Source organism: Solidesulfovibrio alcoholivorans DSM 5433 (assembly GCF_000702665.1).
GTDB lineage: Bacteria > Desulfobacterota > Desulfovibrionia > Desulfovibrionales > Desulfovibrionaceae > Solidesulfovibrio > Solidesulfovibrio alcoholivorans.
The window spans coordinates 328,051-352,707 of the sequence record NZ_JNJA01000001.1; the positions used below are offsets into that span (position 1 = coordinate 328,051).

The 24,657-nt window shown below is 67.9% G+C and carries 25 protein-coding genes; 13 read left to right on the forward strand and 12 right to left on the reverse strand.

Features of this window, described 5'->3' with window-relative positions; genetic code table 11:
* Positions 1–208 precede the first annotated feature (208 nt).
* Together Q368_RS0101450 and Q368_RS0101455 are read right to left on the reverse strand one after the other, a co-directional pair.
* The gene (locus Q368_RS0101450; RefSeq protein WP_029456958.1) at positions 209–472 is read right to left on the reverse strand and encodes a hypothetical protein; all 264 of its coding nucleotides are present in this window, start codon (positions 470–472) and stop codon (positions 209–211) included.
* Positions 473–490: 18 nt separating this feature from the next.
* Positions 491–1,360: a universal stress protein gene (locus Q368_RS0101455; protein WP_029456959.1), complete on the reverse strand. Its 870-nt coding sequence runs from the start codon at positions 1,358–1,360 to the stop codon at positions 491–493.
* Between the two features lie 142 nt (positions 1,361–1,502).
* Between Q368_RS0101455 and Q368_RS24290 the strand changes: the two genes are divergently transcribed.
* Together Q368_RS24290 and Q368_RS0101465 are read left to right on the forward strand one after the other, a co-directional pair.
* Entirely contained in the window at positions 1,503–1,667 is a 165-nt protein-coding gene (locus Q368_RS24290; protein ID WP_084158631.1) for a FeoB-associated Cys-rich membrane protein, read from the forward strand.
* Positions 1,637–2,527: a C45 family autoproteolytic acyltransferase/hydrolase gene (locus Q368_RS0101465; RefSeq protein WP_029456960.1), complete on the forward strand. Its 891-nt coding sequence runs from the start codon at positions 1,637–1,639 to the stop codon at positions 2,525–2,527. The genes Q368_RS24290 and Q368_RS0101465 overlap by 31 nt, the downstream gene beginning before the upstream one ends.
* Here the strand turns inward: Q368_RS0101465 and Q368_RS0101470 are convergent.
* The 4 genes from Q368_RS0101470 to Q368_RS0101485 form a co-directional block, all read right to left on the reverse strand.
* On the reverse strand, positions 2,490–3,308 hold the full coding sequence (locus Q368_RS0101470) for a nitroreductase family protein (RefSeq protein ID WP_029456961.1): 819 nt from the start codon (positions 3,306–3,308) through the stop codon (positions 2,490–2,492). The genes Q368_RS0101465 and Q368_RS0101470 overlap by 38 nt on opposite strands.
* Positions 3,309–3,484: 176 nt before the next feature.
* A complete protein-coding gene (locus Q368_RS0101475; RefSeq protein ID WP_029456962.1) occupies positions 3,485–3,919 on the reverse strand; it encodes a thioredoxin family protein in 435 nt (144 codons plus the stop codon).
* 112 nt (positions 3,920–4,031) lie between these two features.
* The gene (ahbA, locus tag Q368_RS0101480) at positions 4,032–4,484 is read right to left on the reverse strand and encodes a siroheme decarboxylase subunit alpha (protein ID WP_029456963.1); all 453 of its coding nucleotides are present in this window, start codon (positions 4,482–4,484) and stop codon (positions 4,032–4,034) included.
* Between the two features lie 12 nt (positions 4,485–4,496).
* The gene (locus tag Q368_RS0101485) at positions 4,497–5,780 is read right to left on the reverse strand and encodes a GGDEF domain-containing protein (protein WP_029456964.1); all 1,284 of its coding nucleotides are present in this window, start codon (positions 5,778–5,780) and stop codon (positions 4,497–4,499) included.
* Positions 5,781–5,929: 149 nt separating this feature from the next.
* Between Q368_RS0101485 and Q368_RS22820 the strand changes: the two genes are divergently transcribed.
* The 9 genes from Q368_RS22820 to Q368_RS0101530 all read left to right on the forward strand — a co-directional run bounded on the left by Q368_RS22820 (position 5,930) and on the right by Q368_RS0101530 (position 15,104).
* On the forward strand, positions 5,930–6,640 hold the full coding sequence (locus tag Q368_RS22820; protein ID WP_029456965.1) for a hypothetical protein: 711 nt from the start codon (positions 5,930–5,932) through the stop codon (positions 6,638–6,640).
* A gap of 106 nt (positions 6,641–6,746) precedes the next feature.
* Positions 6,747–7,151: a hypothetical protein gene (locus tag Q368_RS0101495; RefSeq protein ID WP_029456966.1), complete on the forward strand. Its 405-nt coding sequence runs from the start codon at positions 6,747–6,749 to the stop codon at positions 7,149–7,151.
* Between the two features lie 121 nt (positions 7,152–7,272).
* Positions 7,273–8,004, forward strand: coding sequence for a class I SAM-dependent methyltransferase (locus tag Q368_RS0101500; RefSeq protein WP_029456967.1), 732 nt, complete (start codon positions 7,273–7,275; stop codon positions 8,002–8,004).
* A 101-nt stretch (positions 8,005–8,105) separates the two neighbouring features.
* Positions 8,106–9,371, forward strand: coding sequence for a histidine--tRNA ligase (gene hisS, locus Q368_RS0101505; RefSeq protein WP_029456968.1), 1,266 nt, complete (start codon positions 8,106–8,108; stop codon positions 9,369–9,371).
* Between the two features lie 174 nt (positions 9,372–9,545).
* The gene (gene aspS / locus Q368_RS0101510; protein ID WP_029456969.1) at positions 9,546–11,351 is read left to right on the forward strand and encodes an aspartate--tRNA ligase; all 1,806 of its coding nucleotides are present in this window, start codon (positions 9,546–9,548) and stop codon (positions 11,349–11,351) included.
* Positions 11,352–11,354: 3 nt separating this feature from the next.
* Positions 11,355–11,885 carry a peptide deformylase gene (gene def, locus Q368_RS0101515; RefSeq protein ID WP_029456970.1) on the forward strand — a complete coding sequence of 177 codons (531 nt, stop codon included), beginning with the start codon at positions 11,355–11,357 and terminating at the stop codon, positions 11,883–11,885.
* An 8-nt stretch (positions 11,886–11,893) separates the two neighbouring features.
* Positions 11,894–12,868 (forward strand): methionyl-tRNA formyltransferase, encoded by a 975-nt coding sequence (gene fmt / locus Q368_RS0101520; protein WP_029456971.1) that lies wholly within the window; start codon positions 11,894–11,896, stop codon positions 12,866–12,868.
* Between the two features lie 26 nt (positions 12,869–12,894).
* Positions 12,895–13,740 carry a DUF116 domain-containing protein gene (locus Q368_RS0101525; RefSeq protein WP_029456972.1) on the forward strand — a complete coding sequence of 282 codons (846 nt, stop codon included), beginning with the start codon at positions 12,895–12,897 and terminating at the stop codon, positions 13,738–13,740.
* Positions 13,737–15,104: a transcription antitermination factor NusB gene (locus Q368_RS0101530; protein ID WP_029456973.1), complete on the forward strand. Its 1,368-nt coding sequence runs from the start codon at positions 13,737–13,739 to the stop codon at positions 15,102–15,104. Before Q368_RS0101525 ends, Q368_RS0101530 begins: the two co-directional genes overlap by 4 nt.
* 137 nt (positions 15,105–15,241) lie before the next feature.
* Here Q368_RS0101530 and Q368_RS0101535 read toward each other — a convergent pair whose 3' ends face one another.
* The 4 genes from Q368_RS0101535 to Q368_RS0101550 form a co-directional block, all read right to left on the reverse strand.
* Positions 15,242–17,329, reverse strand: a complete 2,088-nt coding sequence (locus Q368_RS0101535; protein ID WP_052359964.1) for a methyl-accepting chemotaxis protein — start codon at positions 17,327–17,329, stop codon at positions 15,242–15,244.
* A gap of 206 nt (positions 17,330–17,535) precedes the next feature.
* On the reverse strand, positions 17,536–17,859 hold the full coding sequence (locus tag Q368_RS0101540; RefSeq protein WP_425423660.1) for a DMT family transporter: 324 nt from the start codon (positions 17,857–17,859) through the stop codon (positions 17,536–17,538).
* Between the two features lie 40 nt (positions 17,860–17,899).
* Positions 17,900–18,727, reverse strand: coding sequence for a hypothetical protein (locus Q368_RS0101545; protein ID WP_029456976.1), 828 nt, complete (start codon positions 18,725–18,727; stop codon positions 17,900–17,902).
* 63 nt (positions 18,728–18,790) lie between these two features.
* On the reverse strand, positions 18,791–20,104 hold the full coding sequence (locus tag Q368_RS0101550; RefSeq protein ID WP_245611259.1) for a diguanylate cyclase: 1,314 nt from the start codon (positions 20,102–20,104) through the stop codon (positions 18,791–18,793).
* Positions 20,105–20,419: 315 nt separating this feature from the next.
* Between Q368_RS0101550 and Q368_RS0101555 the strand changes: the two genes are divergently transcribed.
* Positions 20,420–22,459, forward strand: a complete 2,040-nt coding sequence (locus Q368_RS0101555) for a methyl-accepting chemotaxis protein (protein WP_029456978.1) — start codon at positions 20,420–20,422, stop codon at positions 22,457–22,459.
* Between the two features lie 168 nt (positions 22,460–22,627).
* On the opposite strand, the gene Q368_RS0101560 is transcribed toward Q368_RS0101555, so the two are convergent.
* Positions 22,628–23,452: an XRE family transcriptional regulator gene (locus tag Q368_RS0101560; RefSeq protein ID WP_029456979.1), complete on the reverse strand. Its 825-nt coding sequence runs from the start codon at positions 23,450–23,452 to the stop codon at positions 22,628–22,630.
* A 138-nt stretch (positions 23,453–23,590) separates the two neighbouring features.
* Between Q368_RS0101560 and Q368_RS0101565 the strand changes: the two genes are divergently transcribed.
* The gene (locus Q368_RS0101565; RefSeq protein ID WP_029456980.1) at positions 23,591–23,845 is read left to right on the forward strand and encodes a Mor transcription activator family protein; all 255 of its coding nucleotides are present in this window, start codon (positions 23,591–23,593) and stop codon (positions 23,843–23,845) included.
* Between the two features lie 14 nt (positions 23,846–23,859).
* Here Q368_RS0101565 and Q368_RS26875 read toward each other — a convergent pair whose 3' ends face one another.
* Positions 23,860–24,645, reverse strand: coding sequence for a response regulator (locus Q368_RS26875; protein WP_029456981.1), 786 nt, complete (start codon positions 24,643–24,645; stop codon positions 23,860–23,862).
* Between the last annotated feature and the right edge of the window lie 12 nt (positions 24,646–24,657).

Here is a 24,657-nt window from a genome sequence, read left to right on the forward strand (position 1 = left end):
TATGCATGCGGCACAAGATCCAACGGTCTGTTGCTATGCACAAAAGCCTCTCTTTTTCCGCGCTCCCTACCCTTGCCCAGGGCAGGCTGTCAATCGAGTCCGCCCTGTCCATCCACCACAAGGCTCTTCCCTTTCGGAGTGGTCCAGGAGGGGCCCCCGGCCCCTCCTGGACGTCGGAGACGTTCTTCCCCTCATCCGCCCCCGGACATCACGCGTCCGGGCCGGGCAGCTGTTGCAGCATCTTTTCCGAAAACTGGTAGAGGATATCCACGGCGAAGGCGAATTCCGGCACTTCCTCGCGCCACAGGGCCATGAGATACTTGACCTGCGCCCTGGCCGCCGCGATCTCGGAGGGCGTCTCGGCGTTGTTGATCGCGGCCAGGGCCTCGAGGTACTCGTCGCTCAAAAACGCCGTGACCATGCCGCGGGACACGCGTTCCTTGTCCAGTCCGTCCCAAACGCCAGACGCCATCGCAGTCTCCTTGTGGGGTCACTTGCAAAGCCACAGCGCCGCGCCTTCGATGCCGCGCAGGATCTTGAGGCTGGTCGTGGCGAAAATGTGGTTGAGGGTCGAGGGCTTATGGCTGGTGCGGCCGATGGCCACGGCGGCGTAGCGGTTCGCCTGCGCTTCGTGCAAGATGGTCCGGGCCGGGTTGGACGAGGTCATCACCTTGATGGAGATGCGTTCGTCCGGGATGCCGTTGGCCTTGATCTCGGCCAGGGCGCGGCCGAAGATTTCCTCGGCGTCGATGCAGCGGTCGTCGCCGCAGACATGCAGCAAGGTGATGTCGTGCCCGGGCTCGCGTTGCAGCATGTAGCCCACGTGGTCGGCCACGCGCATGCACTCCTCGGAGCCGTCCACGCACACCAGCACGTTTTTACGATCCTTTTCCGGGTTGCGGCAGATCCAGATGGGAAACGAGAGCTGCTCCCAGAGGATGCGATGGGAAACGCTGTCCGTGACCATCTCCTCGAACCAGGAAAGCCCCCGCCGCCCCAGCACGGCCGCGTCGTAGAGCCCTTCCTCGGACTCCTTGATGATCTCCTTGACCGTGCCGAGTTTGCCGTGGGAAAATTTGACGGACACCTGCTCCTTGGAAAACCCCATGGATGCAAGCCACTGCTTGGCGTTCTCCATGGCCGGCACGCCGTGGGCGGCCTTGTCCTCCTCGATGTGCACGAGGGCTTCGGGATTGGCTTCCAGGTTGATGGGGTCGAGCCGCCAGTCCGGCTTGCGCGGCACGACGTAAAAAAGCGTCAATTTGAGCGATTCCCGGTTCGTAAAAAAATGGTGTACGAAACGCAGGCTCTGCGACGTGTGGAAATCGTCGCTCACGGCCACAAGCAAATGCTTATCCATGAGGCGCGTCCTTTTCGGCGGGCAGACGGACAGGCCCGGGGTCGAGGGGTTTGTTTTTTATGCGGATAAAACATCTTGCGCGATCTTGGAAAGGGTTTATTCTCCTCTTCGATGATGATTTTCATTTTCAAGGAGTGCGCCCGTGGACAAATTCATCGTTTTCCTGATCATCGCCCTGGCGGCCGGCTACGTCATCCGGCGGTTCTTCTTCAAGAAACAAGGCGGGTGCGGCTGCGGTTGCAGCGGTGGCTGCGACGCGCCGGACAAGAAGGGCTCATGCTGCGGCGACGGCCCCAAGCCCTTGTAGCCGGACTGCTTCTGCTCGTCGGCCTTGCCGCCGCCGGGCCGGCCGTCGCCTGCACGTTGTTCGGCCTGGCCGGGCCCGATGCCGCCGGCGGGGGGACGCTGCTCGTCAAAAACCGCGACTGGCGACCGGACCAGACGCAACGCCTGGAGCTGGTTTCGCCTGCCGGAGGCACCCCGTACCTCGGGCTTATCGCCACGGGTGGCGGGGCCTCGGGGCTCAAGGCCGGCGTCAATGCGGCCGGGCTGTCCGTGATTTCGGCCACGGCCTCGAGCATTCCCCGCGAGGAGCGCAAGGCCGAAAAAGGCGTCGGCGGCATCCTGCGCCGCCTGCTCACCGAGTGCGGCAGCGTGGAGCAGGCCCTGGCGCGCCGGGATCTTTTCGCCCACGCCAAGCCCTGCTTCTACATGCTCGCCGACCGCCGCGAGATCGCCCGGGTGGAAACCGCGCCGGGCGGACGCTTCGCGGTCACGCGCGTTTCCCGCGGCCCGCTGTGGCAGACCAACCACTACCTGGAGCCGTCGCTCGCGGGGTTCAACCGCACCATCGGCGTATCGAGCCGCATCCGCGCGGCGCGCATCGAAAGCCTGCTCGACTCCCTCAAAAAGCCCGCGAACCTCGACGCCCTGCTCGCCCTTTCGCGCGATCGGGCGGACGGCCCGGACAACAGCCTCTGGCGCACGGGCGGGACGCCCGCGTCCACGCGCACCATGGCCACCTTCGCCGTGGCCATGCCGCCGCAAGGGCCGGGCACGCTGTATCTGCGCACCGCAGACCCCGACGCGCCCGAGCGCACGTTTACCCTCCGTCTCGACGCGGCCGTCTTTACGGGGAAAAGCGCCCTTGCGCGCAGCGCCAAGTGACTCGCAGCGGTTTTCGCGGCGGCAGATGGCGCAGGGAAAAGCGCGGATAGCCGAGCATGAGCCCGCCGTACATGACATGACCGTCCGGCAGGGCGAGCAAGTCCCGAACCGGCGGATGGACCGAGGCCACATAGCGCAAAATGCCGGCCCAGCATGCGCCAAGTCCGTGAAAATGCGCGGCCAACTCCAGGTGGGCCAGGGCGATGACGCAGTCCGTGGCCGGCGGGATGGGGGCCTCGGCGGGGGCGTGGACAAGGACCAGGCAGGGCGCGTGGCGCAGGATGGAATCCTCGCCGGCGTCGTAGGCGCGCAGGAAATCCGGGCTGCGCCCCGTGGCCCGCAGCAGGTCGGCGCAGCCGGCGGCCAGGGCCGCGATGCACGCCTTGTCCTCGATCACAAGAAATTCCGCAGGCTGGCCGTTTAAGGCCGACGGCGCGTAGCGCGCCGCTTCGAAGCACGCGATAAGCGTTTCGCGCGGCACCGGGCGCGCGGCGAAATGGCGTACCGAGCGCCGGGACTGCATGAAGCCGACGAGGGCCCCGGGTGAGACGTCCGGGACGGGCGTGGCGACGGCCAGGCTTTCCTGGGCGACGCCGCCCAGGCACAGGCAGCCCCGGGGACATACGGCCAGACAGTGGCCGCAGCCGATGCATGCCGCCTCCAGACGCGGCCCAGGCACAGGGTAGCCTTCAATATCGGTTTCGAGCAGCGACAGCGGACACTCGAGCACGCACAGCCCGTCCCGGGCGCAACGCTCCCGATCGATCTCCACACGCGACATCACAACCCTCGCTGGTTACTGTGCGGGGAGGAGGCCTCCGGCGGGCAAAGGGCTTCGCTCTCTGGAAGCCTTAAAAAGATTCCGCGCATCGGCCTCACCATGAAGCCCCCCGTCGAGGGGGTCCGGGGGGCATCATGCCCCCCGGCCGCCGGAGGCTTTCTCTTCTCATTCCGGTTCTACAAATTCTGCCGCGTCCACGCGACCAGGTCGGCGGCGCTGCGCGCGCCGGAGATGCGGGCCTTTTCCCGGCCGCCCTCGAAGAGGACCATGGTGGGCACGCCCTGGATGTGCATGCGGTCGGCGATGGCGAGTTCTTCCTGGGTGTCGCATTTCGCCAGGATGACGCGGGGATGGAGCATGGCCGCGGCCTGATCGAAGGCCGGGGCCATGGCGCGGCAGGGGGCGCACCAGGGAGCCCAGAAATCGACCAGCACGGGCAGGTCGCTTTTGGCGATAAACGTGTCGAAATTGGCTGCGGTCAGGTGCACGGGATGCGGATCGAGGATGGGGGCGCGGCATTTGCCGCACACCGGGCCGCTGTCCAGGCGGCCCGTAAGGACGCGGTTGACGGCCAGGCACTTGGGACAGACGGCGTGTATGGCATCGGGCATGTCGGAACCCCTCCGTTTCGCCGACGCGGCAGGCTGCCAACCCGGCGTTTTTTCTCCAAAGACATAGCCATGCCTTGGCGAAAGGCAATGCCCGCCCACCCTGGCGGCGCGGCTAGGCCTCGCTCATGGCGAAATCGACCCGGATCTTGAACAGCCGGTCGGCGGGCAGGTTGAGGATGGAAATGCCCGTGGCCGCGGTGATCTCCGCCAGGGCCGTCGCGATGGCCTCGCGCGAGGGGCCGATCATGGTGAACCAGATGTTGAGCGGGTGGTCGCGCAGGTAGTTGTGGGTGACGCCGGGGTGGGCGTTGACCGCCGCGATGAAGGCCTCGCGCTTGTCCTCGGGGGCGGAGGCGGCGCACAGCGTCGAGAAGAAGCCGATTTTGGCCGACTGGAAGTTGGCCCCGATGCGGCGGATGATGCCTTTTCCCTTGAGCGCGCGCACGCGGGCCAGGGTTTCGGCCTCGGTCAGGCCCAGTTGTTCGCCGACCACGGCGTAGGGGCGCGGCGCGATGGGAAATCCCGTCTGGATGATGTCGAGAATGCGTTTGTCGAGAGCGTCCATGTGCTGTGCGCCTCATGCTCCGGTTTGGGGCGGCGCTTCGCGCTCCACCCTGTTTCTGCCGCCGTCCTTGGCCCGGTACAGCGCCTTGTCGGCGCGGGAGAGCATCGCTTCCGGAGCCTCGCCCTGCATATGCTGGCTCGCGCCGAAACTCGCCGTCACGCGGCCGGCCACGGCGAAATCCTCGCCGGCCACGGCCAGGCGCAGCCGTTCGGCCAGCCCCGCCGCCCGGGCCAGGTCGATGCCCGGGGCCACGACCACGAACTCCTCGCCGCCGAAACGCGCGAGCCGGTCCACCTTGCGCAACTGCGCCCGGATGCGGGCCGCAAGCTCCACGAGGACCGCGTCGCCCGCGTCGTGGCCGTGCGTGTCGTTTATGGCCTTGAAGTGGTCGATGTCCAGCAGCACCGCCGACAGGGGGGAACCGTAGCGGTCCGCCCTGCCCGCCTCGTCGGCCAGGACCTCGGCCAGCTTGCGGCGGTTGAGCGCCCGTGTCAGGGGATCGAGGTTGGCGAGGTCGAGCAGTTCGCGGCGCTCGAGTTCGAGTTCGGTCACGTCGGCCAGGGTCAGCAGGCAGCGCGACGGCCCCGGCAGGCGCGTGACCGCCACCTGGAAGACGTGGGGCGGCTGGCCGGGCCGGTCGGGGTGGGTGAGGCGCAACGTATGCTCGCGGTCGAGGGGATCGTCGGCCAGGCGGCAGGCCCAGGCGGCAAGACCCTCGGCGGGCGGCGGATCGGCCAGGAACTGCTCCAGGGAAAGCCCGCGCGCGGCGAATTCCTGGCGCGAGGCCAGGCCCAGAAAGCGCAGCCAGGCCCGGTTGATGCCGAGCACCCGCGCGCCCTGCATGATGGCCGCCGGCTGGGGCATGTCGTCGAGGAGCCGGTGGGCCAGTTCCCAGGCGTCCTCCAGGCGGCGCTTGAGCCCGGCCGCTTCCAGGACCTCGTCCACGGCCTCGCCCAGGGCGGCCGGGTCGATGGGGCGCTGCGCCACGCGCACCCCGGGCAGGGACACGGTTTCGAGCAGACGGCGGATGTCCCCGGCCGCGCCCGTGACGATAAGCGGCACGCGCCGGCCGGATTCGCGCAGGGCGGCGGCCAGGGACGCGGCCCCGCCCGGCAGGTCGGCGGCGACCAGCGCGAGATCGGGCGGTTGCAGCGCCAGCGTCCGCAAGGCGGCCTCCAGACTCTCCACCGCAACCACGCGGGAACAGCGCGGTTTGAGCACCCCTTCCAACAACTCCCTGGCCCAGGGATCGGCCTCGGCCACCAGGGCGAACGCCCCCTTGCCGTATGCGTCCATCGTCACCTCCGGCGCATTGACGCCGCCTCGACGATAAAGCCTCCCGGCCCCCTTGTCATCGCCGTCGCAATGGGTATGGTTGCGGTAAGCTGGACACGCGTCTTCCCTGAACGGAGCGACGTTTATGCGGGGCGTGCGAGGAGGCTGCCATGAAACGATTCCCTCTCGGCCTGTGCCTGTTTTTGCTGTGCCTGTTCGTCCTTGCCGCGGGCGTGCGGCAGGGCATGACCCAGCCGCGGCCCGTGGGGCCGGCCTTCGGGCCGCGACCCGTCGGACCGGTCGTCGGGCCAAGGCCCATCGGCCCCGTGCCCGGTCCCTGGCGCGGCCCGCGCCCCGGAGTCGGCCCGTGGCCCTGGCCCGTGGTCGTCGCACCGGGCCCGCTCTATTATCCGCCGTATCCGGCCTACCCCTACCCGGCCTACCCGTATCCGGCGTATCCGTACGCGGGATATCCGTATTACCCGGGCTATCCGTATCCCGGCTCTTATCCGGGACCGGGCGTGGGCGTCGCGGTCGGCGTCGGCCCCTGGGTCGGCCCCGGTCCGTATCCCGGCCCCCGGCGCGGTCCGGTCGTCGGGCCGGGCCCCGTGGTCGGGCCGCGTGCCGTCGGCCCCGGCCCCATAGGGCCGGTCGGCCCCGTGGGAGCGGTCCCCGGCGTGGTGCGCCAGCCGGGACCCAATTTCGGCGTGGCCCAGCCCGGCGTCGCGACCGTGCGCCAACCCGGCCCCAATTTCGGGCCGCAGCAACCCGGACTGTCGGCCGTGCGCCAGCCGGGGCCGAACTTCGGCGTGGCCCAACCCGGAGCGGGCGTGCCGCGCCAGCCCGGCCCAAACTTCGGGCCGGCCCGGCCGGGCCGCTGACGGCGGGCGCGCCCGTCGCCCCCGGCATTGACGCGCTGCGGCCCCGCCGCTACCAAGAAAGGGTGGCGGCTTCCTCCACGCAACGCCTCAAGCCCAAGGAGTCCTTATGCGACGCGCCTTCCTGGCCGCGGCTCTCTTTCTCGTCCTTGCCGGCTGCGCCGGCTCCATGGCCAAAAGCCCGGAACTGGCCGGCGAACCCACGGTCTACGCCAAGGTCGTCAAGGAGCCCGATCCGCTGCTTCTGGGCTGTCGCATGCGTTCGCGGCCCTCGGAGTACAACCGGCCCAACACCTACACCTATTGCCTGGTCAAAAAGGGCGACAAATACGCCGTGTATTACGACTGGCGCGACGGCAAGACCCTGGAGGAACACAAGGGCTGGATGCCGTTCACCATTTACGGCGACCGCATGACCAGCGACACCGAGCCGAGCACCTATCTCGTCAAGGACGGCCGCGTCTGGCACAATTACGGCGGCCGCGCCACGCTGCACCCCATGCTGCCCAAGTAGGCGCGGGGACCGGGGGCGGGCGCTTTTGCCAACGCCCCCGGGTTTCTGCTATCGCTGCCCGAAACAGGGCCGCCGCCCGTGACGTATCGAGGGAGCAAGCGCCCTGCGGCGCACAACAGCCATGTGGGACAGCGAAACCGCTAGACGCTACGACGCCTGGTTCCGGACCCCGCCCGGGGCGTTCGCCCTGTCGCGCGAGATCCGGCTGCTCGAACGCATGACCGCCGGCTGGCCGCGCCGGGGCCAGCGACTTCTGGAAATCGGCTGCGGCACGGGCATCTTCCTCGACGTCCTGCACGGCGCGGGCTTCGACGTGGACGGCCTCGACGCCTCCCCGGCCATGCTCGAGGCGGCGCGCCAGCGCATGGGCGACAAGGCCGACCTGCACCTGGGCGACGCCGGCCACCTGCCCTTCGACGACAACACCTTCGATTTCTGCGTGCTGCTGACCGTGCTGGAATTCTGTCCCGACCCGGGGCTCGTGCTGTGCGAGGCCGCGCGCGTGGCCAGGAAGACGCTGCTCGTTGGCTATCTCAACCGCTTTTCCTGCTACGGCCTCGCCATGCGCCTTTTCCCGGGGCATACGCGCGGCCCCTTGCGCGAGGCCAAGTGGTTCACGCCGTGCTGCATGGGCCGGCTGCTGCGCGCGTCCCTGGGCCGCCGCCCCAGTCGCACCCGCTCCGTGCTTCTCGGCCCCAAGTCCACCTGGCGCGAGGCCACGCCCTGGCGGCAGGTCAACAGCCCCATCCTGTCCCTGCCCGTGGGCGCGTTTTGCGCCACGACCGTGAGCCTTGCCGACGCGCCCGTCATGACGCCCCTGCCCGCGTTCAAGGCCAAGGCCTGCGTGGGCTGAAACGGGCTCGCGGCACGGCTTTTGACAACAAGGCCCGTGTCGTCTACTCTCGTGCGTCTTTTCTAACGACTCGGCGTTTGACCGCCCCCGGACCACGCTCCATGGAAAAAATACAGAAGATCAAAGGCTTCGCCGACCTCTTTCCGCCGGATTCCGGCGTCTTCTCCTTTATCGAGCAAACCGCCCGCGACGTCTTCTCCCGCTACGCCTACAGGGAACTGCGCGTGCCCGTGCTCGAACGCACCGAACTCTTCGCCCGCTCCATCGGCGAGGAAACCGACGTGGTGCAAAAGGAGATGTACACCTTCCCGGACCGCAAGGGGCGCTCCCTGACGTTGCGCCCCGAAGCCACGGCCGGCGTCATGCGCGCGCTGATTGAAGACAAGCGCACCGGCGAAGGGTTGCAGAAATACTTCGCCTACGGCCCCATGTTCCGCTACGAACGACCGCAAAAAGGCCGCATGCGCCAGTTCCACCAGATCGACGTCGAGGCCGTGGGTTCCCCGGACGCCCTGCTCGACGCCGAGATCCTGCTCATGCTCGACCACTACCTGCGGGCGCTGGGGCTGAATAACCTTTCGGTCGACCTCAACTCCCTGGGCTGCCGCCAGTGCCGGCCGGTCTTTCTCGAGGCGCTGCGCGAATTTTTAAAAGGCATGCACAAGGAGCAGCTCTGCGAAGACTGCATGCGCAGAAAGCTCACCAACCCGCTGCGCGTGCTCGACTGCAAGGTGCCCCAGTGCAAGGAGTTCACCGCCGACGCGCCGAAAATCACCGACCACCTCTGCCCGGAGTGCGCCGCGCACTTCGACGTGGTCAAAAGCGCGCTCGACACGGCCGGGCTGCGCTACGTGCTCAACCCGCGCCTGGTGCGCGGGCTCGACTACTACGTGCGCACCACCTTCGAGATCGTCTCCGGCGACATCGGCGCGCAGTCTTCCGTGGCCGGCGGCGGGCGCTACGACGGTCTGGTCGCCTCCCTCGGCGGCCCGGACGTGCCGGGCGTGGGATTCGCCTGCGGCATGGAGCGGCTGGCGCTTCTGATCGACCGCGACATGACGGCCGCGCCGGACTTCTTTCTGACCGTGCTCGACGCCGCCGGGCTGTCGCACGGCTTGCAGCTCGCCCAGGAACTGCGCCGGGCCGGCTTTTCCGGCGAAGCCCCCTTCGCCGCCAAGAGCGTCAAAAGCCAGATGCGCGCCGCGGACAAGTCCGGCGCGCGCTTCTGCCTCGTGCTCGGCACGGAAGAGCTCGCCGCCGGCACGGTGGTCGTCAAGGACATGCGCGCCGGCGGCCAGGAAACCGTCAGCCAGGACATGCTCGCCGCCTTCCTGCGCGCCCGGCGGGAAGAGGCCAAGGGCGAATAGAGGGGAGAAAACTGGGGCGCTGCCCCAGGCCCCGCCGGGGGGGATCATCCCCCCCGGGCCCCCCGGACGGGGGGCGGGTTGCAGAATTTTCGGGTTCGATACGCATTGAGAAAAAAGCGGGGGGAAAGCCGGTTGGACGGTTTTTCCCCGCCTTCGTGAAAAAAGGATGACTCCATGAGCGAGACGCTTGTCCTCGACAGGCTGGACGACTGGCGGCGCAGCCACGATTGCGGGGCGCTGCGCGCCTCGGACGTCGGCAGCGACGTGTGCCTGATGGGCTGGGCCCAGTTCCGCCGCGACCACGGCGGCCTGATCTTCATCGACCTGCGCGACCGGGGTGGCCTCACCCAGGCCGTTTTCTGCCCCGAGGGCAGCGAGGCCGCGCTCGAGCGCGCCCACGTGCTGCGCGTGGAATACGTGCTCGCGGTCAAGGGCCGCGTGCGGCCCCGGCCCGAGGGCATGGCCAACCCGGGCATGCCGACCGGCGACATCGAGGTGGAGGTCACGGAGTTCAAGCTCTTAAATACCGCCGCCACCCCGCCCTTCCCCATCGAGGACCGCATCGACGCCTCGGAGATGCTGCGGCTCAAATACCGCTACCTCGACCTGCGCCGGCCCAAGCTCGCCGCCAACTTCATCCTGCGCAACCGCGCCGTGCAGAGCATCCGCCGTTACCTCGACGGCCTGGGCTTCCTGGAAGTGGAAACCCCGGTGCTGACCAAGTCCACGCCCGAAGGCGCGCGCGACTTCCTGGTGCCCAGCCGCCTGAGCAATGGCTCGTTCTACGCCCTGCCCCAGTCGCCGCAGCTTTTCAAGCAACTGCTCATGATGTCCGGCTTCGACCGCTACTATCAGGTGGTCAAATGCTTCCGCGACGAGGACCTGCGCGCCGACCGCCAGCCGGAATTCACCCAGGTCGATATCGAGATGAGCTTCGTGGACGAAGAGCAGATCATGCACATGGCCGAGAACATGGTGCGCACCATGTTCAAGGAGGCCGCTGACGTCGCCCTGCCCGACGCCTTCCCGCGCATGACCTTCGCCGAGGCCATGCGCGACTACGGCGTGGACAAGCCGGACATCCGCTTCGGCCTCAAACTCGTGGACGTCACGCCGGTCGTGCGCGAAAGCCAGTTCCAGGTCTTTGCCAAGGCCGAGCTCGTCAAGGGCCTCCGCGTGCCCGGAGGCGCGGCGCTCTCGCGCAAGGAAATCGACGACCTGACGGAATTCGTGAAGATCTACGGGGCCAAGGGCCTGGCCTGGATCAAGATCAAGGAAGACGAGTGGCAGTCGCCCTTCGCCAAGTTCCTTTCCGACGCCGAACGCGCCGGACTCGTCGAGGCCTTTGGCATCGAAGTGGGCGACATCGTCTTCTTCCAGGCCGGCGCGGCGGATATGGTCAACGCCGCGCTCGGGAACCTGCGCCTCCAGCTCGGCGAGCGCTTCGGCCTCATTCCCGAAGGCTCCTTCGCGCCGCTGTGGGTCACGGACTTCCCGCTGCTCGAGTACGACCCCGAAGGCAAGCGCTACGCCGCCAAGCACCACCCCTTCACCGCGCCCCAGGCCGGGCACCTGGAGCGGCTGGCCGACGACCCGGCCGGCGCGCTCTCCCGCGCCTACGATCTTGTCCTGAACGGCAACGAGATCGGCGGCGGCTCCATCCGCATCCACGACCGCGAAACGCAAAAGGCCATGTTCGCTGCGCTCGGCATCGGGGACCAGGAGGCCGAGGACAAATTCGGCTTCCTGCTGCGCGCCCTGGAGTTCGGCGCGCCGCCCCACGGCGGCATTGCCTTTGGCCTGGACCGCCTTATCATGATCCTTGCCGGCGCGAAATCCATCCGCGACGTCATCGCGTTTCCCAAGACCCAGAAGGCCATGTGCCTCCTTACCGAAGCGCCGGGGGAAGTCTCTCTCGCCCAGTTGCGGGAGCTTGGGATCAAACTGCGCACGCGGGACAAGGACAAGGACAAAGCCTGAACCATGCCCCTTGAAATACTCAAATATCCGCATCCGGTGCTGGCGAAAAAAGCCGCGCCGATAACGGAGATCACGCCGGAGATCCGACAGCTTGCCGCGGATATGGCCGAAGCCATGTACGGCAACCAGGGCGTCGGCCTGGCCGCGCCGCAGGTCGGACGGTCCCTGCGCCTCGTGGTCATCGACCTGTCCGGGCCGGAAAAGCGCGAAGGGCTCATTACCCTGGTCAACCCCGTCATCACCGCCGCCAGCGGCCAGCAGGACGACGAGGAAGGCTGCCTCTCGGTGCGCGACTACCGCACCAACGTGCGCCGGGCGGCCAACGTGACCGTCACGGCCCTGGACCTGGACGGCAAGGCCTTGGAGATCGAGGCCGACGCGCTGTTCGCCGTCTGCCTCCAGCACGAGATCGACCATCTCGACGGCGTGCTTTTCATCGACCGGATCAGCCGGCTCAAACGCGCCATGTACGACAAGCGGGTGAAGCGATGGACCAGGCAGGAGCAGGAACAAACGGACCGGACCGGCTCGTAGCCGTCTTCATGGGCACGCCGCAGTTCGCGGCGACCGTCCTTGAACACGTGCTCGCATGCGACGACGTGACCGTGGCCGCGGTCTACACGCAGCCCGACCGTCCCTGCGGCCGGGGCAAGAAGTGCCAGCCCGGCGCGGTGAAGACCCTGGCGCTGACGACCGGCCTGCCCATCCACCAGCCCGAGTCCTTCAAGGACCCGGCCGAGGTGGAGCGCTTGGCCGCGTACAAGCCCGACGTGCTCATCGTGGCCGCCTACGGCATGATCCTGCCCCAGGCCGTGCTCGACATCCCGCGGCTCATGCCCATAAACGTCCACGCCTCGCTGCTGCCCGCCTGGCGCGGGGCCGCGCCCATCGAGCGGGCCATCGCCGCCGGGGACACACTCACGGGCGTGACCATCATGCGCATGGTGGCGGCGCTCGACGCCGGCCCCATGATCATGCAGCGCGTGCTGGCCATCGGTCCCGCCGACACCGCGGGATCGCTTCGCGCCGAGTTGGCCGACCTCGGCGGCCGGCTGTTGCTGCATACGCTGCGGCGCCTGCGCACGGGCGGCGTGCCCATGGTTGAGCAGGACCCGGAAAAGGTCACCTACGCGAAAAAGATCGACAAGGCCGAAGCGCTCATCGACTGGACCCGGCCCGCGGCCGAAGTTCACAACCTGATCCGGGCCATGACGCCCCATCCGGGCGCGTTTTTCTTCTGGAAGCCCGCCCCGGACAAGGAGGCGCTGCGCATCATCGCCCATCCGGGCCGGGTGGGCTGCCCGCTGCCTCCCGGTGCCAGGCCCGGGGACATCCTGGGGCTTCTCGAGTGCCATCTCGGCGTGGCCTGCGCCGACGCCGTCTATTTCATCCCCACGGTGGTCCCGGCCGGCAAGCGGCCCATGGACGCCAAGGCCTTTTCCTGCGGCTACCTCGGCAAGTGCGACGACGACGCCATGGCCGTGTGCGGACCGCCGAAGAGCGGGGGAGCCGCATAAACGCGGCGGGAGTATCGGGAGCTTTGGTGGAACGCAGCGAACCCTCGAGAAAACGGCTTTTCATCGGGCTGTTGTGCGGCACGGGACTGGCCGTGTGCGCGCTTTTGGCCCTGGTCTGGATCATCCCCTACATCGGCCTTGCCAACATCCATCCCCTGGCCCCCTGGGTGCTCGGGGCGTTTTTCGCCGCGGCCATTCTGCTCGTGCTCTGGGCCACGATCGGCCTGACCATCAGCGTGGCGCTCGGGCGCTCGTTTCTTGGCTCGGACCATTTGCGCGGGGTCATGGCCAAGGTTTTCCTGCCGCTCATGACCATTTTCGCCCGGTTGTTCCGCCTGTCCAAAAGCCGGGTGCGCGGATCGTTCATCAAGGTCAACAACGAGATGGTCGCCGCCTCGGTCGGGCGTTTTCAACCGTCCCAGGTGCTCGTGCTGCTGCCGCACTGCCTCCAGTCCAGCCGCTGCCTGCACCGGCTCACCTACGACATCAACAACTGCAAACGCTGCGGCAAATGCCCGGTGGACGGGCTCATCACGCTCTCCGAGGCCTACGGCGTGCACATCGCCATCGCCACGGGCGGCACCATCGCCCGGCGCATCGTGGTGCAGAAACGCCCCCGGCTCATCCTGGCCGTGGCCTGCGAGCGCGACCTGACCAGCGGCATCCAGGACACCTATCCCATCCCGGTCTACGGCGTGCTCAACGAGCGCCCCAACGGCCCCTGCCTGGACACGCAGGTGGCCCTGCCGCACCTGGAAACGGCCCTGCGCCACTTCCTGGTGGACGGCAAGGCCCGTGCGCGCGTTTTCGAACGTTTTCCGGGACTTGCGCCGTACGGCGCGCCCGTGACCGTCGCAGGCGGCCCGCATTGAGCGCGGAAGCGCCGCGCCAGGCGGGGCAGGGCGTCCCGCCGGCACGCAGGATCGCCCTGGCCGTGCTCGGCCGCGTGCTGCCGGCCCCGGGCAAATCCGCGCCCCCCGCAGGAGCAGGAGCGGGGCAGGACGCCCAGGCCGCTCTGGACGCCGCCCTGGCCGCGCCGGGCATCGATCCCCGCGACCGGGGGCTGGCCACGGAGCTCGTCTACGGCTGGCTGCGCCTGCGCGGCCGGCTCGAACACATCGTTTCGCGGCTGCTCAAAAATCCCGACGCCGTGCCCGTGCCCGTGGGCCGCGTGCTGACCCTGGCCGCCTACGAGATCCTGTACTGCGCCAAGGTGCCGGCCTACGCCTCGGTGGACTGGGCCGTGACCGCCGTGCGCAAGCGCTCGGGCAAGGGCATGGCCGGCATGGCCAACGCCGTGCTGCGCCGCATCGCCGCCGATCCGGACGCCTACGCCGACCCCGAGTTCTACCGCCGGGACCGCTGCGACGACCTGGAATTCTTGAGCCGCTTCTATTCCTGCCCGCGATGGATCGCGGCCATGTGGCTGCGCGACTGCGGCCGCGACGAGGCCGTGGCCCATCTGGCCGCCCAGACCGAGACGCCGCCCCTGGGGCTTCGCGTGAATGCCGCGCGCCCAGGCGCACGCGCGCTCTTCGACGCCCTGGCCGGCCTGCCGCAAGTCCGGCTGGCGGAGTTTCCCACCCTGGCCCTGCCGGCCGGGACCGACCTTTCGCCCGCCGGCGTCGAACTCCACGACGCCCTGGCCGGGGGGCTTCTCTCGCGCCAGTCCGCCGCCGCGCAGCTGGTGCTCGCCCGACTCGGCATGCGCGACTGGCCGGAACCGGTCTTCGACGCCTGCGCCGGGCGCGGCGGCAAGACCCTGGCCCTGGCCGAGGCCGGCAAGAACGTCTTCGCGGCGGACATGCACGCCGGCAGGCTTTCGGGACTGCGGCGGGAGACGGCGCGGCTCGGGCTGCCCGCCATTGCGGCCTTTCGCGCCTCGGCCACGCGCATGGCGCTCTCGCGCGCGCCCGGGACCATCCTTCTCGACGCGCCGTGCTCGGGCCTCGGCGTGCTTTCCCGACGCCCCGACGCCAAATGGCGCAGGGGTTCGGAGGATCTGGCCGGGCTCATCCGCCTGCAGCGCGCCATGCTCGAAGCGGCCTACGCCGCGCTCGCCCCTGGCGGACGGCTCGTCTACGTGACCTGCACCGTCAATCCCGCCGAAAACGAGCAGGCCGTGGACCGGCTCGGCAGCCGCCACCGCGAGCTCGTGCTCGAGGCCGAGGTCCCGGCCGCGCCGGACGCGGCCCTCGGCGAGGCGTTCTACGGCGCGGTGCTCAAAAAGCCCTAGATACGGAACGCTCTCCGGACGCGCCTTTGCCCCATTCGTCGTGCCGGACGAGCGTCGCGTTCTCGAAATACGTACATACGATTTCGAGAACAATGGTTTAAAATAATTATTTTTCTGTAAAAAATATTCCCATATTTTTACAAAACGCCGCACGAGCGCGGCAGGACCGCCGGGCCGCCGTCGCCTGTCCGCGAGGCCTCGCGCCGCATGGAATCGATGAGTTCCTCCAGGGCGACGGTCTGGTCCGCCACCTCGGCCACGGCCGCCGCCGCCTCGGTCATGGACGCGCTCGTTTCCGCGGAAATAGCATTGATTTCCGTGATGGAACGGCTGATCTCCTCCGTGGCCGCAGACTGCTCCTCGGTCGCCGTGGCAATCGCCCGCACCTGGTCCGAAGCCGATTCCACGAGAGCGACAATCTCGCCAAGCGCCTGCCCGGATTCCTGGGCCTTGTCCGTGGCCTCGGCGATAAGTGAAACGGCCCGCTCCACGTTGCCCACATTGCGCGTAGTGCCCTGCTGGATGCCGTGGATGGCTTCCCCGACCTCACGCGTGGCCGTCATGGTCTTTTCCGCGAGCTTTCTCACCTCGTCTGCGACCACGGCGAAGCCGCGCCCGGCATCGCCGGCCCGGGCCGCCTCGATGGCGGCATTCAAGGCCAGCAGGTTGGTCTGGTCCGCGATGTCGTCGATCACGCCGATGATCGCGCCGATGCCCTGCGCCTGCCCGCCGAGGCTCCCCATGTCGGCCTTGAGCGCGAGCGCCTGCTCGCGCACCGCGCCGATGCAGGCGACGGCCTCGGCCACGATGTCCGCGCCACGCTCGGCCTTGTCCCGGGCCGTGTCGGCCGTGGACGCCGCCTGGGAGGCGTTTTGCGCCACCTCGACGACCGTGGCGTTCATCTCCTCCATGGCCGTCGCAGTTTCGGAGACGCGCCCGGACTGGACGTTCGAGCCCTGGCGGGACTGCTCGATGCGCGAGCGCAGGGCGTCCGAGGCGGAGGTGACCACCGAGACCACCTCGCCCAGGCGTCCGGCGGCATGGAGCACGCCTTCGCGCCGGGCCGATTCGCCCTTGCGCCGGGCCTCTTCGGCCGCCTGCTGCGCCTGGCGGGCGTTTTCCGATTCCTGGTGCGCGGTTTCCATGGCGGCCTGGGCTTCGGCGATCTTGTCGCGAAGCGTATTCACCATGCGCCGCAAATCCTCGGCCAGATCGCCCACTTCGTCGCGCTGGGAAACGCCAAGCGTCGTGTCCAGCCGCCCCGAAGCCACCGCCTTGGAATACCCGGCCAGCGCCAGGATGGGCCGGGTGAAGGCGCGAGCGACGAAAAACCCGAGCCCGCCGAGCATGACCACCGCAACCAGGGCCGAAAGTCCCGCGCCGCGATTGACCGCGGACAGGGCTGCGGCCATTTCGTCCATGTGCTTGCCCACAAACCCTATGCCCACGGGTTTGCCCGACGCGTCGGCCAGCGCCCAGTAGGCCGTGATGTAGGGCCTGCCGAAAAGCATCAGGCGCTTGTAGACCGTCTCGCCCCGGCCGAGCACCTTGTCCCGTATTTCGGGGTCGTCGATGGATGTGCCCACGGCCCGCCGGCCGTTTTCCATGATGGTGGTGGAAACGCGCCGGTTCCCGGAAAAGAGCGTGGCTTCCGCGCCGAGCATGGCCTTGATGCCGTCGACCAACGCGTTGTCCGTGGCCAGATCGGCCACGAGGCTCACCGTGCCGACGACCGCACCGTCCCTGCGCACCGCGGCGCTGGCCAGATAGGGCAGATGGTCGCCGGTCGCGGCGACGAAGCCCGCCGCATTCCCCCCGAAGGCGGCCCCGGCCGCATCCTTGGCCAGGACTTCGCCCAACCCGTCCGTCTTGCCCGCCCTGGCAACGACCACGCCCTTGGCGTCGGCAAAGACCACGCCTCCGATCTGGCCTCCGACGGCCACGAGGTCCTCGCCGAGCCGGGAGAGCAGGGCGGCGTCGCCGGAAGCGAGGCCCGCAACGACGTTGGGCCGCACGGCCTGCGCCTTGGCCGCTCCCGCCAGCGCGGCGTCCACGGCGCGTATCCGGTCCGCGCCGACCTTGGCGAAGGCGATGATGTTTGCGTCGTATTCCTTGGAAAAGCCGTCCTCAAAGGCCATGCGGCCGGCAATGAGCACGGCCAGGGCGGAGGCGATGACGGAGGAAACCACGAGAAAAACGATCTTGAACGTGATGCCGATGCGCATGGGACTCCTCCGGCGAAAAAGGAACGTACGCGCAGCGCTGCCGTTTGCTGCTTCCCACAGGGGTAATGCCTGACCATGCAACGGACGGGAGAAAGACCGCAATTGAATGTACACTCGTGACGTGCGGCGTCAACAGCAGGGGCGCAATACGGCCGTTCGCCGGGAAAAGCGGAATGCCCGCCGCAGGACGGCGGCAGGATGCGGCTTCAGGACGCCAGCTTGAGGACGGCGACACCTCCGATGATCAAGCCGACACCGGCCAGTCGGGCCAGACTCACCGGGTCGCCGTAGACCAGCGCGCCCACGGCGAACGCCCCGGCCGCGCCGATGCCCGTCCAGACCGCATAGGCCGTGCCCATGGGGATCACACGCTGGGCCAGGAACAGGAATAAGCCGCTTGCGCCCATGCAGACCACGGCGACAACGATGCCGAGGACCATACGGCCCGGGGTCTGGGCCAGCTTGAGCCCGATGGGCCAGCCGATTTCACACATGCCGGCGACAAGAAGCGAGATCCAGGCGAGTTGCATGCGCATGCTCCATCGTGTTCCAGTGTTGCGGGCAGGGGGGTCAGGGAAGGGCGGGGGAAAAGGCGTCCATGTCCCCGGCCGTTCCGGCGAAATGCAGGAAATACGCGGCGGCGTAGGCGGCGTCCAGACAGCGGGCCTTGAGCGCCGCGAAAAGGCCGGGACTATCGCCCCAGGCCGCCTGGAAAGCCGGATCGGCCAGGAAGGGGTAGTGCGCGAAAAGGGCCGTGGCCCACAGCGCGTTGAAGCGTGGGTCGAGCCAGGTGACGGGCGAGCCGGTGAGCAGGTGCCAGCTGAGGGGCCGCATCTCGAAAAGCATCTCCCGGCTGTCCGGCCGGCGCTGCTCCTGATAGGCGCGTTCGAGGATGGGCCCATGCAGTTCGGGCGTGAGCACGAGCAGGCCCGTCTGTACGATGCGGTCCGGGAACGCGTCGAAGCTGTAGCGGCCGTAAAAGGCCTGCGGCGTGTCGTCGGCGCAGCCCGTGACGCCCAGGCGTGCGTGGTAGGCGCGGATGTTGGCCAGGGCCAGGGCGTAGGTTTCGGGCGTGGGGCTTTGCAGCTGGTCCACCGCGCCGAAGGTCTCAGCCGACACCCCGTCGAAGACGTTCGGGGCGTCCGGGCGCGGCAGCATGTCCGCGTCGATCCAGGCGACCTGGGCGCAGGCGCGCAGTTTCGGATGGCGCAGCACCAGGCATTTCTGCCAGGCCGGCGAGCGGGCGCTCCCAAGAGGCGACGTGTCGAGGAGCCGGTCGAGGACGACCAGCGACAGGCCGTGCGCCTTGGCGTAGGCGCGCAAATACGGCGCGACGCGGGAAACGAAGCGCGTTTTGTAGGCGTCGCCGCAAACGAGGGTGACCAGGGCGCGTTTCATGCGCCGCCTATACCCGCAACGGCCGGCGACGGCCAGCGGTACGGAAAGGCGGCCTTGCCGCGCCTACAGCACGCTGACGCGGTTGCGGCCGGTCTGCTTGCTTTTGTACAGGGCGTCGTCCGCCCGGGAGAGCAGGGCATCGCCTGTATCTTCGGACTCAAAGGCGGACACGCCGGCGCTGACGGTGTGCGCCCGGCCGGTGCCGAAATCGTGGGCCGCAACGGCCGCAAGGACGCGCCCGGCCAGATGCGCGGCCTGATCGCGCCCGGTTTCCGGGCACAGTACCAGGAACTCCTCGCCGCCCCAGCGGCCGGCCATGTCGGTGTGGCGAATACTGTCTCGTACGAGTCTGGCGAAGCCGATCAGGAACCTGTCCCCGGCGAGGTGCCCCAGGGCGTCGTTTACGGCTTTGAAATGGTCGATGTCGAGCATGATGACGGAAAAGGGCCGGCCATAGCGCCTGGCCCGCTCCAGTTCGGCCTCGAAGGCGGTCATGAGCCGGCGGCGGTTGGGCAGGTCGGTGAGCAGGTCGGTCTGGGACAGGCGCGTGAGTTCCGCGTTGTATTTCTTGAGCTTGTAATTCCATATGAATCCCAGGCCGAGCACGACGGCGAAGACGATGCTGACCTTGAGCGCCAGCGCCTTGTCCGTGCCGGTCTGCACGTTGATGGCGACACGGCGGTTGACGATCTGGCCGCGTTCCTGGGGCGTGATGGTCTGGATGCCGGCATTGAGGACATCGCGCAGCACGGGCTCGCTTTTCACCACACCCACGCGCAGGTTGTTGGCGAAATTGGGCAGCCGGCCCGCGATCTTGAGATTGAAAAGCCCCTCCTTCCTGATGGCGTAGGCGGCGACGATCAGCGAGCGCATGGTCATGTCGGCCTTGCGATCCTCGACCATGTCCAGGGCTTCTCCCTCCGAGCCCGTGGTCAGGATCGTGAGGTTCGGATACTCGGAGCGGACGCGCTCTTCCATGGAAGTGCCGCGCGGAAAGACGATGCTCTCGCCCGTAAGGCTTGCCGGGTCATCGATGAACCCGTGCTCGACGCGCGTGATGAATACATTGGAATCGTTGAAAATCGGATCTGTGAACAGCAGCCATTCCTTGCGCAGCGGGGTTTCGTTGAGAAAGCTCAGGACCTGGCAGCGCCCCTCCTTGGAGGCGGCGAGGCTCTCGTCCCAGTCCTTGGTGGGGACCAGCGCGAAAGCCAGGCCCGTGCGTTCGGCCACCAACTGCAGCAGATCCGCGGCGATGCCTTCGTGCTCGCCCCGGGAATTCAGGCTTTCAAAGGGTACCCAGTCCGGGTCCACGCAGAGCGTGGCCGTTTTGTGCGCCGCGACATAGGCGCGTTGCTCCGGCGTCAACTCCGCCATGGCCCAGGCCGCGGCCGACGCGAGAAGCAAGACAGCGACAAGGAGGCAGCCCATAAGAAGCGCGATGCAACCTTGCTGCACTCCTTGGAAACGTTGTGTTCCGGTAATTGCCATGCGTACTTTCCCTCGGGCGAACGCGCGGCGCCGCCGCGTCTCGAGAAGAATACACGCCCTGCGCACATACGGGCAATCCTGTTTCAGGGAAAAGAAGCAAAATAATGCAACGCATGGACTTCAGTCCTGTTTTGTGCCAGTCTTGTTTTCCCGCCGTTGTGTTTCCACGGCGTCAGAGCAACCTTGCCAGGAGGGAACGGTATGCATCTGTCGCTGCGCACCAAGTTTTTTACCCCCATTCTCGCCCTTGTCGTCATCGGCATGGCCCTGCTGGTCTTCTTGAACAACCATGCCACGAAAAGCGCCCTGGAACAGGTCGAGGGCCAGTCCATGACCCTGCTGTGCCAGTCCATGGCCAACGACGTCACCGGAACCGTGAAAGCCAATCTCGGGGTCCTCGCCAGCTTCGCCAAATACGGCACCGCCCTGGCCGCGGCCAAGGGCGAAGACCCCGCCGCGGGCAACGCCCTGCTCGCCACGCTCGCCGCCGGGCTCAGCGGCGCGGATTACGCCAACATCTTCGACCTCCAGGGCGTGTCCAAGGCGTCGAGCAACGCCGCAAGCGTCGGCAAGATCAAGGTGGCCGACCGGGACTATTTCGCCCTGGTCACCAAGGACGGCAAGACCAACGTCGTGTCCAAGGCCATCGTCAGCCGCACCACGGGCAAGTCGGCAGTGGTGCTCGCCCAGCCCATCCGCGACGCCTCCGGGCAGCTCATCGGCGTGCTCAATACCGGCATGGACCTTGAATCCCTGACCAACGACCTGTCCCGCACCAAGATCGGCCAGACCGGCTACGCCTTCATCCTGGACGCCCAGGGCATGGTGCTGGCCCACCCGGACAAGTCGCTGCTCATGAAGACGGATCTGGCCGGCACGGACCTCGGCCGGCGCATCCTGGCCGTGACCGGCTCTGCCCCGATCGCCTACACGGACGCCTCGGGGAACCACCTGGCGGCGGTCGTCCGCGATCCCATGACCGGCTGGTTTTTCGTAGTCGAAGCGCCCCTGGCCGAGTTCCAGGCCTTTGCCAACGCCGCGGCCTGGCACGGCGTCTGGATCGCCGGCAGCATCACCGTGGCGCTCGTGGCCGCCATCATCGTCCTGTTGCGCGTGTTCGTGCTCAACGGGCTGCGGCGCTGCGTGGCGTTTTCCGCCGCCGTGGCCGAGGGGGACTTCGCGCGCACCCTCGACATCCGTTCCGGGGACGAACTGCAAGTCCTCGGCGACGCCCTGACCGCCATGCGCGAGAGCATCACGCGCAACCTGGCCGAAGCCAAGGCTAAGGGCGACGAGGCCGCGGCCCAGGCGGCCCTGGCCCACGAGGCCCTGGCCGAAGCCAAGCGGGCGCAGGAACAGGCCGAAGAGGCCAAAACCCAGGGTCTGCTGCTCGCGGCCGACAAGCTCCAGGGCGTGATGCAGGCCCTGGCGGAAGGTTCCTCGCAACTCGGCGATGAAGTCGCGTCCGTGGTCGCCTCGGTGGGCGAGCAGGAACGGCGCACCGCGGAAACGGCCACGGCCATGGAAGAGATGAACGCCACCGTGCTCGAAGTGGCGCGCAATGCGGCCGAGGCCGCGGGCAAGGCCGCCGCCGCCCGGGATCAGGCCAACGAGGGGCGGAAGGTGGTCGGGAAGTCCCTGGCCGCCATCAGCCAGGTGGATGCCGTGTCCCGCGAGGTCAAGGCGGGCATGGACGCCCTGGGCGAAAAGGCGCAGTCCATCGGGGCCATCATGAACGTCATTTCCGACATCGCGGACCAGACCAACCTGCTGGCCTTGAATGCCGCCATCGAGGCGGCCCGGGCCGGGGAGGCGGGGCGCGGCTTCGCCGTGGTCGCCGACGAGGTCCGAAAGCTCGCGGAAAAGACCATGACCGCCACCAAGGAGGTCGGGGATTCCATCGGCGCGATCCAGAAGGGGGCCAAGGACAGCATCGCCAAGGTGGGCGAGGCGGCCGAGGCCGTTGCCCGGGCCACGGAGTTGGCCGGGGCGTCCGAGGAAGCCCTGCGCGCCATCGTGACCCTGGTTGACGAGACGTCGTCCCAGGTGCAGGGCATCGCCGCCGCCGCCGAGCAGCAGTCCGCGACCAGCGAAGAGATCAACAAGGCCGAGGAGGCCGTCAGCCGGCTTTCCGGCGACATCGCCCAGGGCATGCGGGAATCGTCGGGCGTGGTTTCCAACATGGCGCGCCAGGTGGACGCCCTGGAAGAGATGGTGGCCGCGTTCCGGGACAATTGCTAGGTCGAACCGGAGAGACGGCTGCCGTCGCCCCGGTCCGGGAACGATTTGTCCCGGGCCGGGGCGCGTGACATTTTTCCGGCGCGCCCTGCCGCGTCCGGAATGTCTGCCCCATCGATATTCCTTATTTTTGGAATATTGCCACAACAATTATTCCTAAAATGATTTCCTTCAATCCAGCTCGCGCGCCGTCCAGATGCAACGGCCGATGATCTCGAAATCGTCGGCATCGGAGACGAGGAGCATGTTGCCGTCGTTGTCCGAGGCGATGCCCAGGCTGCCCTCGCGCTCCACGAGCCGCTTGATGTACATCTGGCCGTTGTAGCGCAGGTAGTAGACCTTGTTTTTCACGAACTGCCGCCGGCCCTCGTCGATGAGCACCACGCTGCCGTCGGGGATGGTCGGTTCCATGCTGTCGCCGAAGGCGCGGATGACGGTCATGTTCTCCGGGTTGCCCTTGGAGCGGATCCATTCCGTGCGAAAACTCAGGTAGGTCAGGGCGCGGTCGCCGGTTTCGGTGGAGCCGCCGCCCATGGAGCCCGTGGCCTCGCGCAGCGGCACCTCGGTGTATTGCAGTTGGTGCGCCTCCCGGGCCCGGATGTCGCGCAGCATGGAGCGCAGGGCGGTGAAGCCGCCGCCCGTCCCCCCTCCTTCGCCGCCGTAGAGCGGCTCCCGGACATGGTAGCGCCGCGGCGCGCCGCCTTCGGGGTCGTAGTCCTGGCTCTCCAGGCGCTCCCGCCCGAGCGCGACCATCTCCTCGTACGCCATCTTGAAAAACGCGGCGAACCTGCGGCGCAGCCCCGCCTTGGGCGCCTGCTTTCCCGCCAGGATCTTGCTGACGTAGCCCTGGCTCACGCCCACGAAAGCGGCCAGTTCCGCCTGGTTGGGGTTATCCATGGCCGCAAGCTCCGACAGGGCTTTCCAGAAGCACCTGTCCTCATCAGTGCGCAGCGCCGCGCCGAGCAGCGGGGAGGGCGGTGGAGAGGATTTCGCCATAAAGCCAGTCATGCCCGAGAGTGGGGGGGAATGTCCATTCCTTTTTTGGAATATTATTCTTGACAAATATTCCTAATTGGAATATTCGTGGATCGCATCGGCACCGCAACAGCAAGCACAACCCCTGGAGACCTGTCGATGCGTGAAGCAGAACTGGAGGCGAGACTGGCGGAAAGCCTGGGGCCGACGGCGGCGCGGGCCGCCGTCGACGCGCTCATTGCCGCCTGGGGCGGATGCCGTCTCGATATTCCCAACGGCTCCGCCGCGCGGTTGCGCCAGCGCGACCGCGAAATCCGCCGCATGTACCGCAACGGGGCCGACCTCTTTGCCCTGCGCGACCAGTTCGGCCTGTCCGACAGGCACCTGCGCCGCATCGTCTCGCGCGTGCACTGAGGAAACGCGCGTGCCTACTTCCCCAGGGCCCGCTCCAGGGCCGCCGCCAGCTCCTGCGGTTCAAAGGGCTTGGTGACGTATTCGTCCATGCCGGCTTCGAAACCCAGTTCCCGGTCCGCGTCCATGGCATAGGCCGTCAACGCCACCACCGGAATGGCGGCGTCGAGGTCGGGCACGTGGCCCGCGCGGATCATCCGCGTGGCGTCCAGGCCGTTCAGGCGTGGCATCTGGATATCCATGAGCACCAGATCAAAGCGTTCGCGGCCGAGCAGGGCCAGGGCTTCGCGGCCGTCGGCGGCAGTCTGCACGGAGTGTCCGAGCTTTTGCAGGGCGCGCACGGTGAAGATGCGGTTGACCGGCTCGTCCTCGGCCAGAAGGATGCGCAACCCGGCCCTTGCCCCGGCGCAAGCCGGGGTATCGGGCGCGGGCGGCGGGGCGGGCTTGCCCCGGGCCGGCACGCCGCTCGGGCGTGGGGCCACGGTCGAACGGGCCACCGGACAGCCGGACAAGTCGAGCAGCTTGTCGATGCGTTCCTGCAGCAGCGCGGCGGATTGCAGGATCGTGGCCAGCCCTTCCCGCATCTCGCCGTCCGCGGCCTTGTCGAGCAGCAGCCGGGTCATGTCGATGATGGCGCCAAGGGGCGTGCGCAGCCCATAGCCACGGTCAGCCGCCAGCCGTCCCGTCGCCGCGCATTGTGTCCCGGCGTCACCTGCGGCAGGCACGCACGATTCCCCGGCAGCATCGCGCTTGCGCGGCGAGCCGCTTTCCGGCGTGTCCGTGTCCTTGGAAAATCCGGTCATGCTCGGCCTCAC

Bases quoted from the DNA above. Each gene is read 5' to 3' on its own strand.
- Q368_RS0101450 (WP_029456958.1), bottom strand. From the start codon at position 472: ATGGCGTCTGGCGTTTGGGACGGACTGGACAAGGAACGCGTGTCCCGC.
- Q368_RS0101455 (WP_029456959.1), bottom strand. From the start codon at position 1,360: ATGGATAAGCATTTGCTTGTGGCCGTGAGCGACGATTTCCACACGTCG.
- Q368_RS0101465 (WP_029456960.1), top strand. From the start codon at position 1,637: ATGCTGCGGCGACGGCCCCAAGCCCTTGTAGCCGGACTGCTTCTGCTC.
- Q368_RS0101470 (WP_029456961.1), bottom strand. From the start codon at position 3,308: ATGTCGCGTGTGGAGATCGATCGGGAGCGTTGCGCCCGGGACGGGCTG.
- Q368_RS0101475 (WP_029456962.1), bottom strand. From the start codon at position 3,919: ATGCCCGATGCCATACACGCCGTCTGTCCCAAGTGCCTGGCCGTCAAC.
- ahbA (WP_029456963.1), bottom strand. From the start codon at position 4,484: ATGGACGCTCTCGACAAACGCATTCTCGACATCATCCAGACGGGATTT.
- Q368_RS0101485 (WP_029456964.1), bottom strand. From the start codon at position 5,780: ATGGACGCATACGGCAAGGGGGCGTTCGCCCTGGTGGCCGAGGCCGAT.
- Q368_RS22820 (WP_029456965.1), top strand. From the start codon at position 5,930: ATGAAACGATTCCCTCTCGGCCTGTGCCTGTTTTTGCTGTGCCTGTTC.
- Q368_RS0101495 (WP_029456966.1), top strand. From the start codon at position 6,747: ATGCGACGCGCCTTCCTGGCCGCGGCTCTCTTTCTCGTCCTTGCCGGC.
- Q368_RS0101500 (WP_029456967.1), top strand. From the start codon at position 7,273: ATGTGGGACAGCGAAACCGCTAGACGCTACGACGCCTGGTTCCGGACC.
- hisS (WP_029456968.1), top strand. From the start codon at position 8,106: ATGGAAAAAATACAGAAGATCAAAGGCTTCGCCGACCTCTTTCCGCCG.
- aspS (WP_029456969.1), top strand. From the start codon at position 9,546: ATGAGCGAGACGCTTGTCCTCGACAGGCTGGACGACTGGCGGCGCAGC.
- def (WP_029456970.1), top strand. From the start codon at position 11,355: ATGCCCCTTGAAATACTCAAATATCCGCATCCGGTGCTGGCGAAAAAA.
- fmt (WP_029456971.1), top strand. From the start codon at position 11,894: ATGGGCACGCCGCAGTTCGCGGCGACCGTCCTTGAACACGTGCTCGCA.
- Q368_RS0101535 (WP_052359964.1), bottom strand. From the start codon at position 17,329: ATGCGCATCGGCATCACGTTCAAGATCGTTTTTCTCGTGGTTTCCTCC.
- Q368_RS0101540 (WP_425423660.1), bottom strand. From the start codon at position 17,859: ATGCAACTCGCCTGGATCTCGCTTCTTGTCGCCGGCATGTGTGAAATC.
- Q368_RS0101545 (WP_029456976.1), bottom strand. From the start codon at position 18,727: ATGAAACGCGCCCTGGTCACCCTCGTTTGCGGCGACGCCTACAAAACG.
- Q368_RS0101550 (WP_245611259.1), bottom strand. From the start codon at position 20,104: ATGGCGGAGTTGACGCCGGAGCAACGCGCCTATGTCGCGGCGCACAAA.
- Q368_RS0101555 (WP_029456978.1), top strand. From the start codon at position 20,420: ATGCATCTGTCGCTGCGCACCAAGTTTTTTACCCCCATTCTCGCCCTT.
- Q368_RS0101560 (WP_029456979.1), bottom strand. From the start codon at position 23,452: ATGGCGAAATCCTCTCCACCGCCCTCCCCGCTGCTCGGCGCGGCGCTG.
- Q368_RS0101565 (WP_029456980.1), top strand. From the start codon at position 23,591: ATGCGTGAAGCAGAACTGGAGGCGAGACTGGCGGAAAGCCTGGGGCCG.
- Q368_RS26875 (WP_029456981.1), bottom strand. From the start codon at position 24,645: ATGACCGGATTTTCCAAGGACACGGACACGCCGGAAAGCGGCTCGCCG.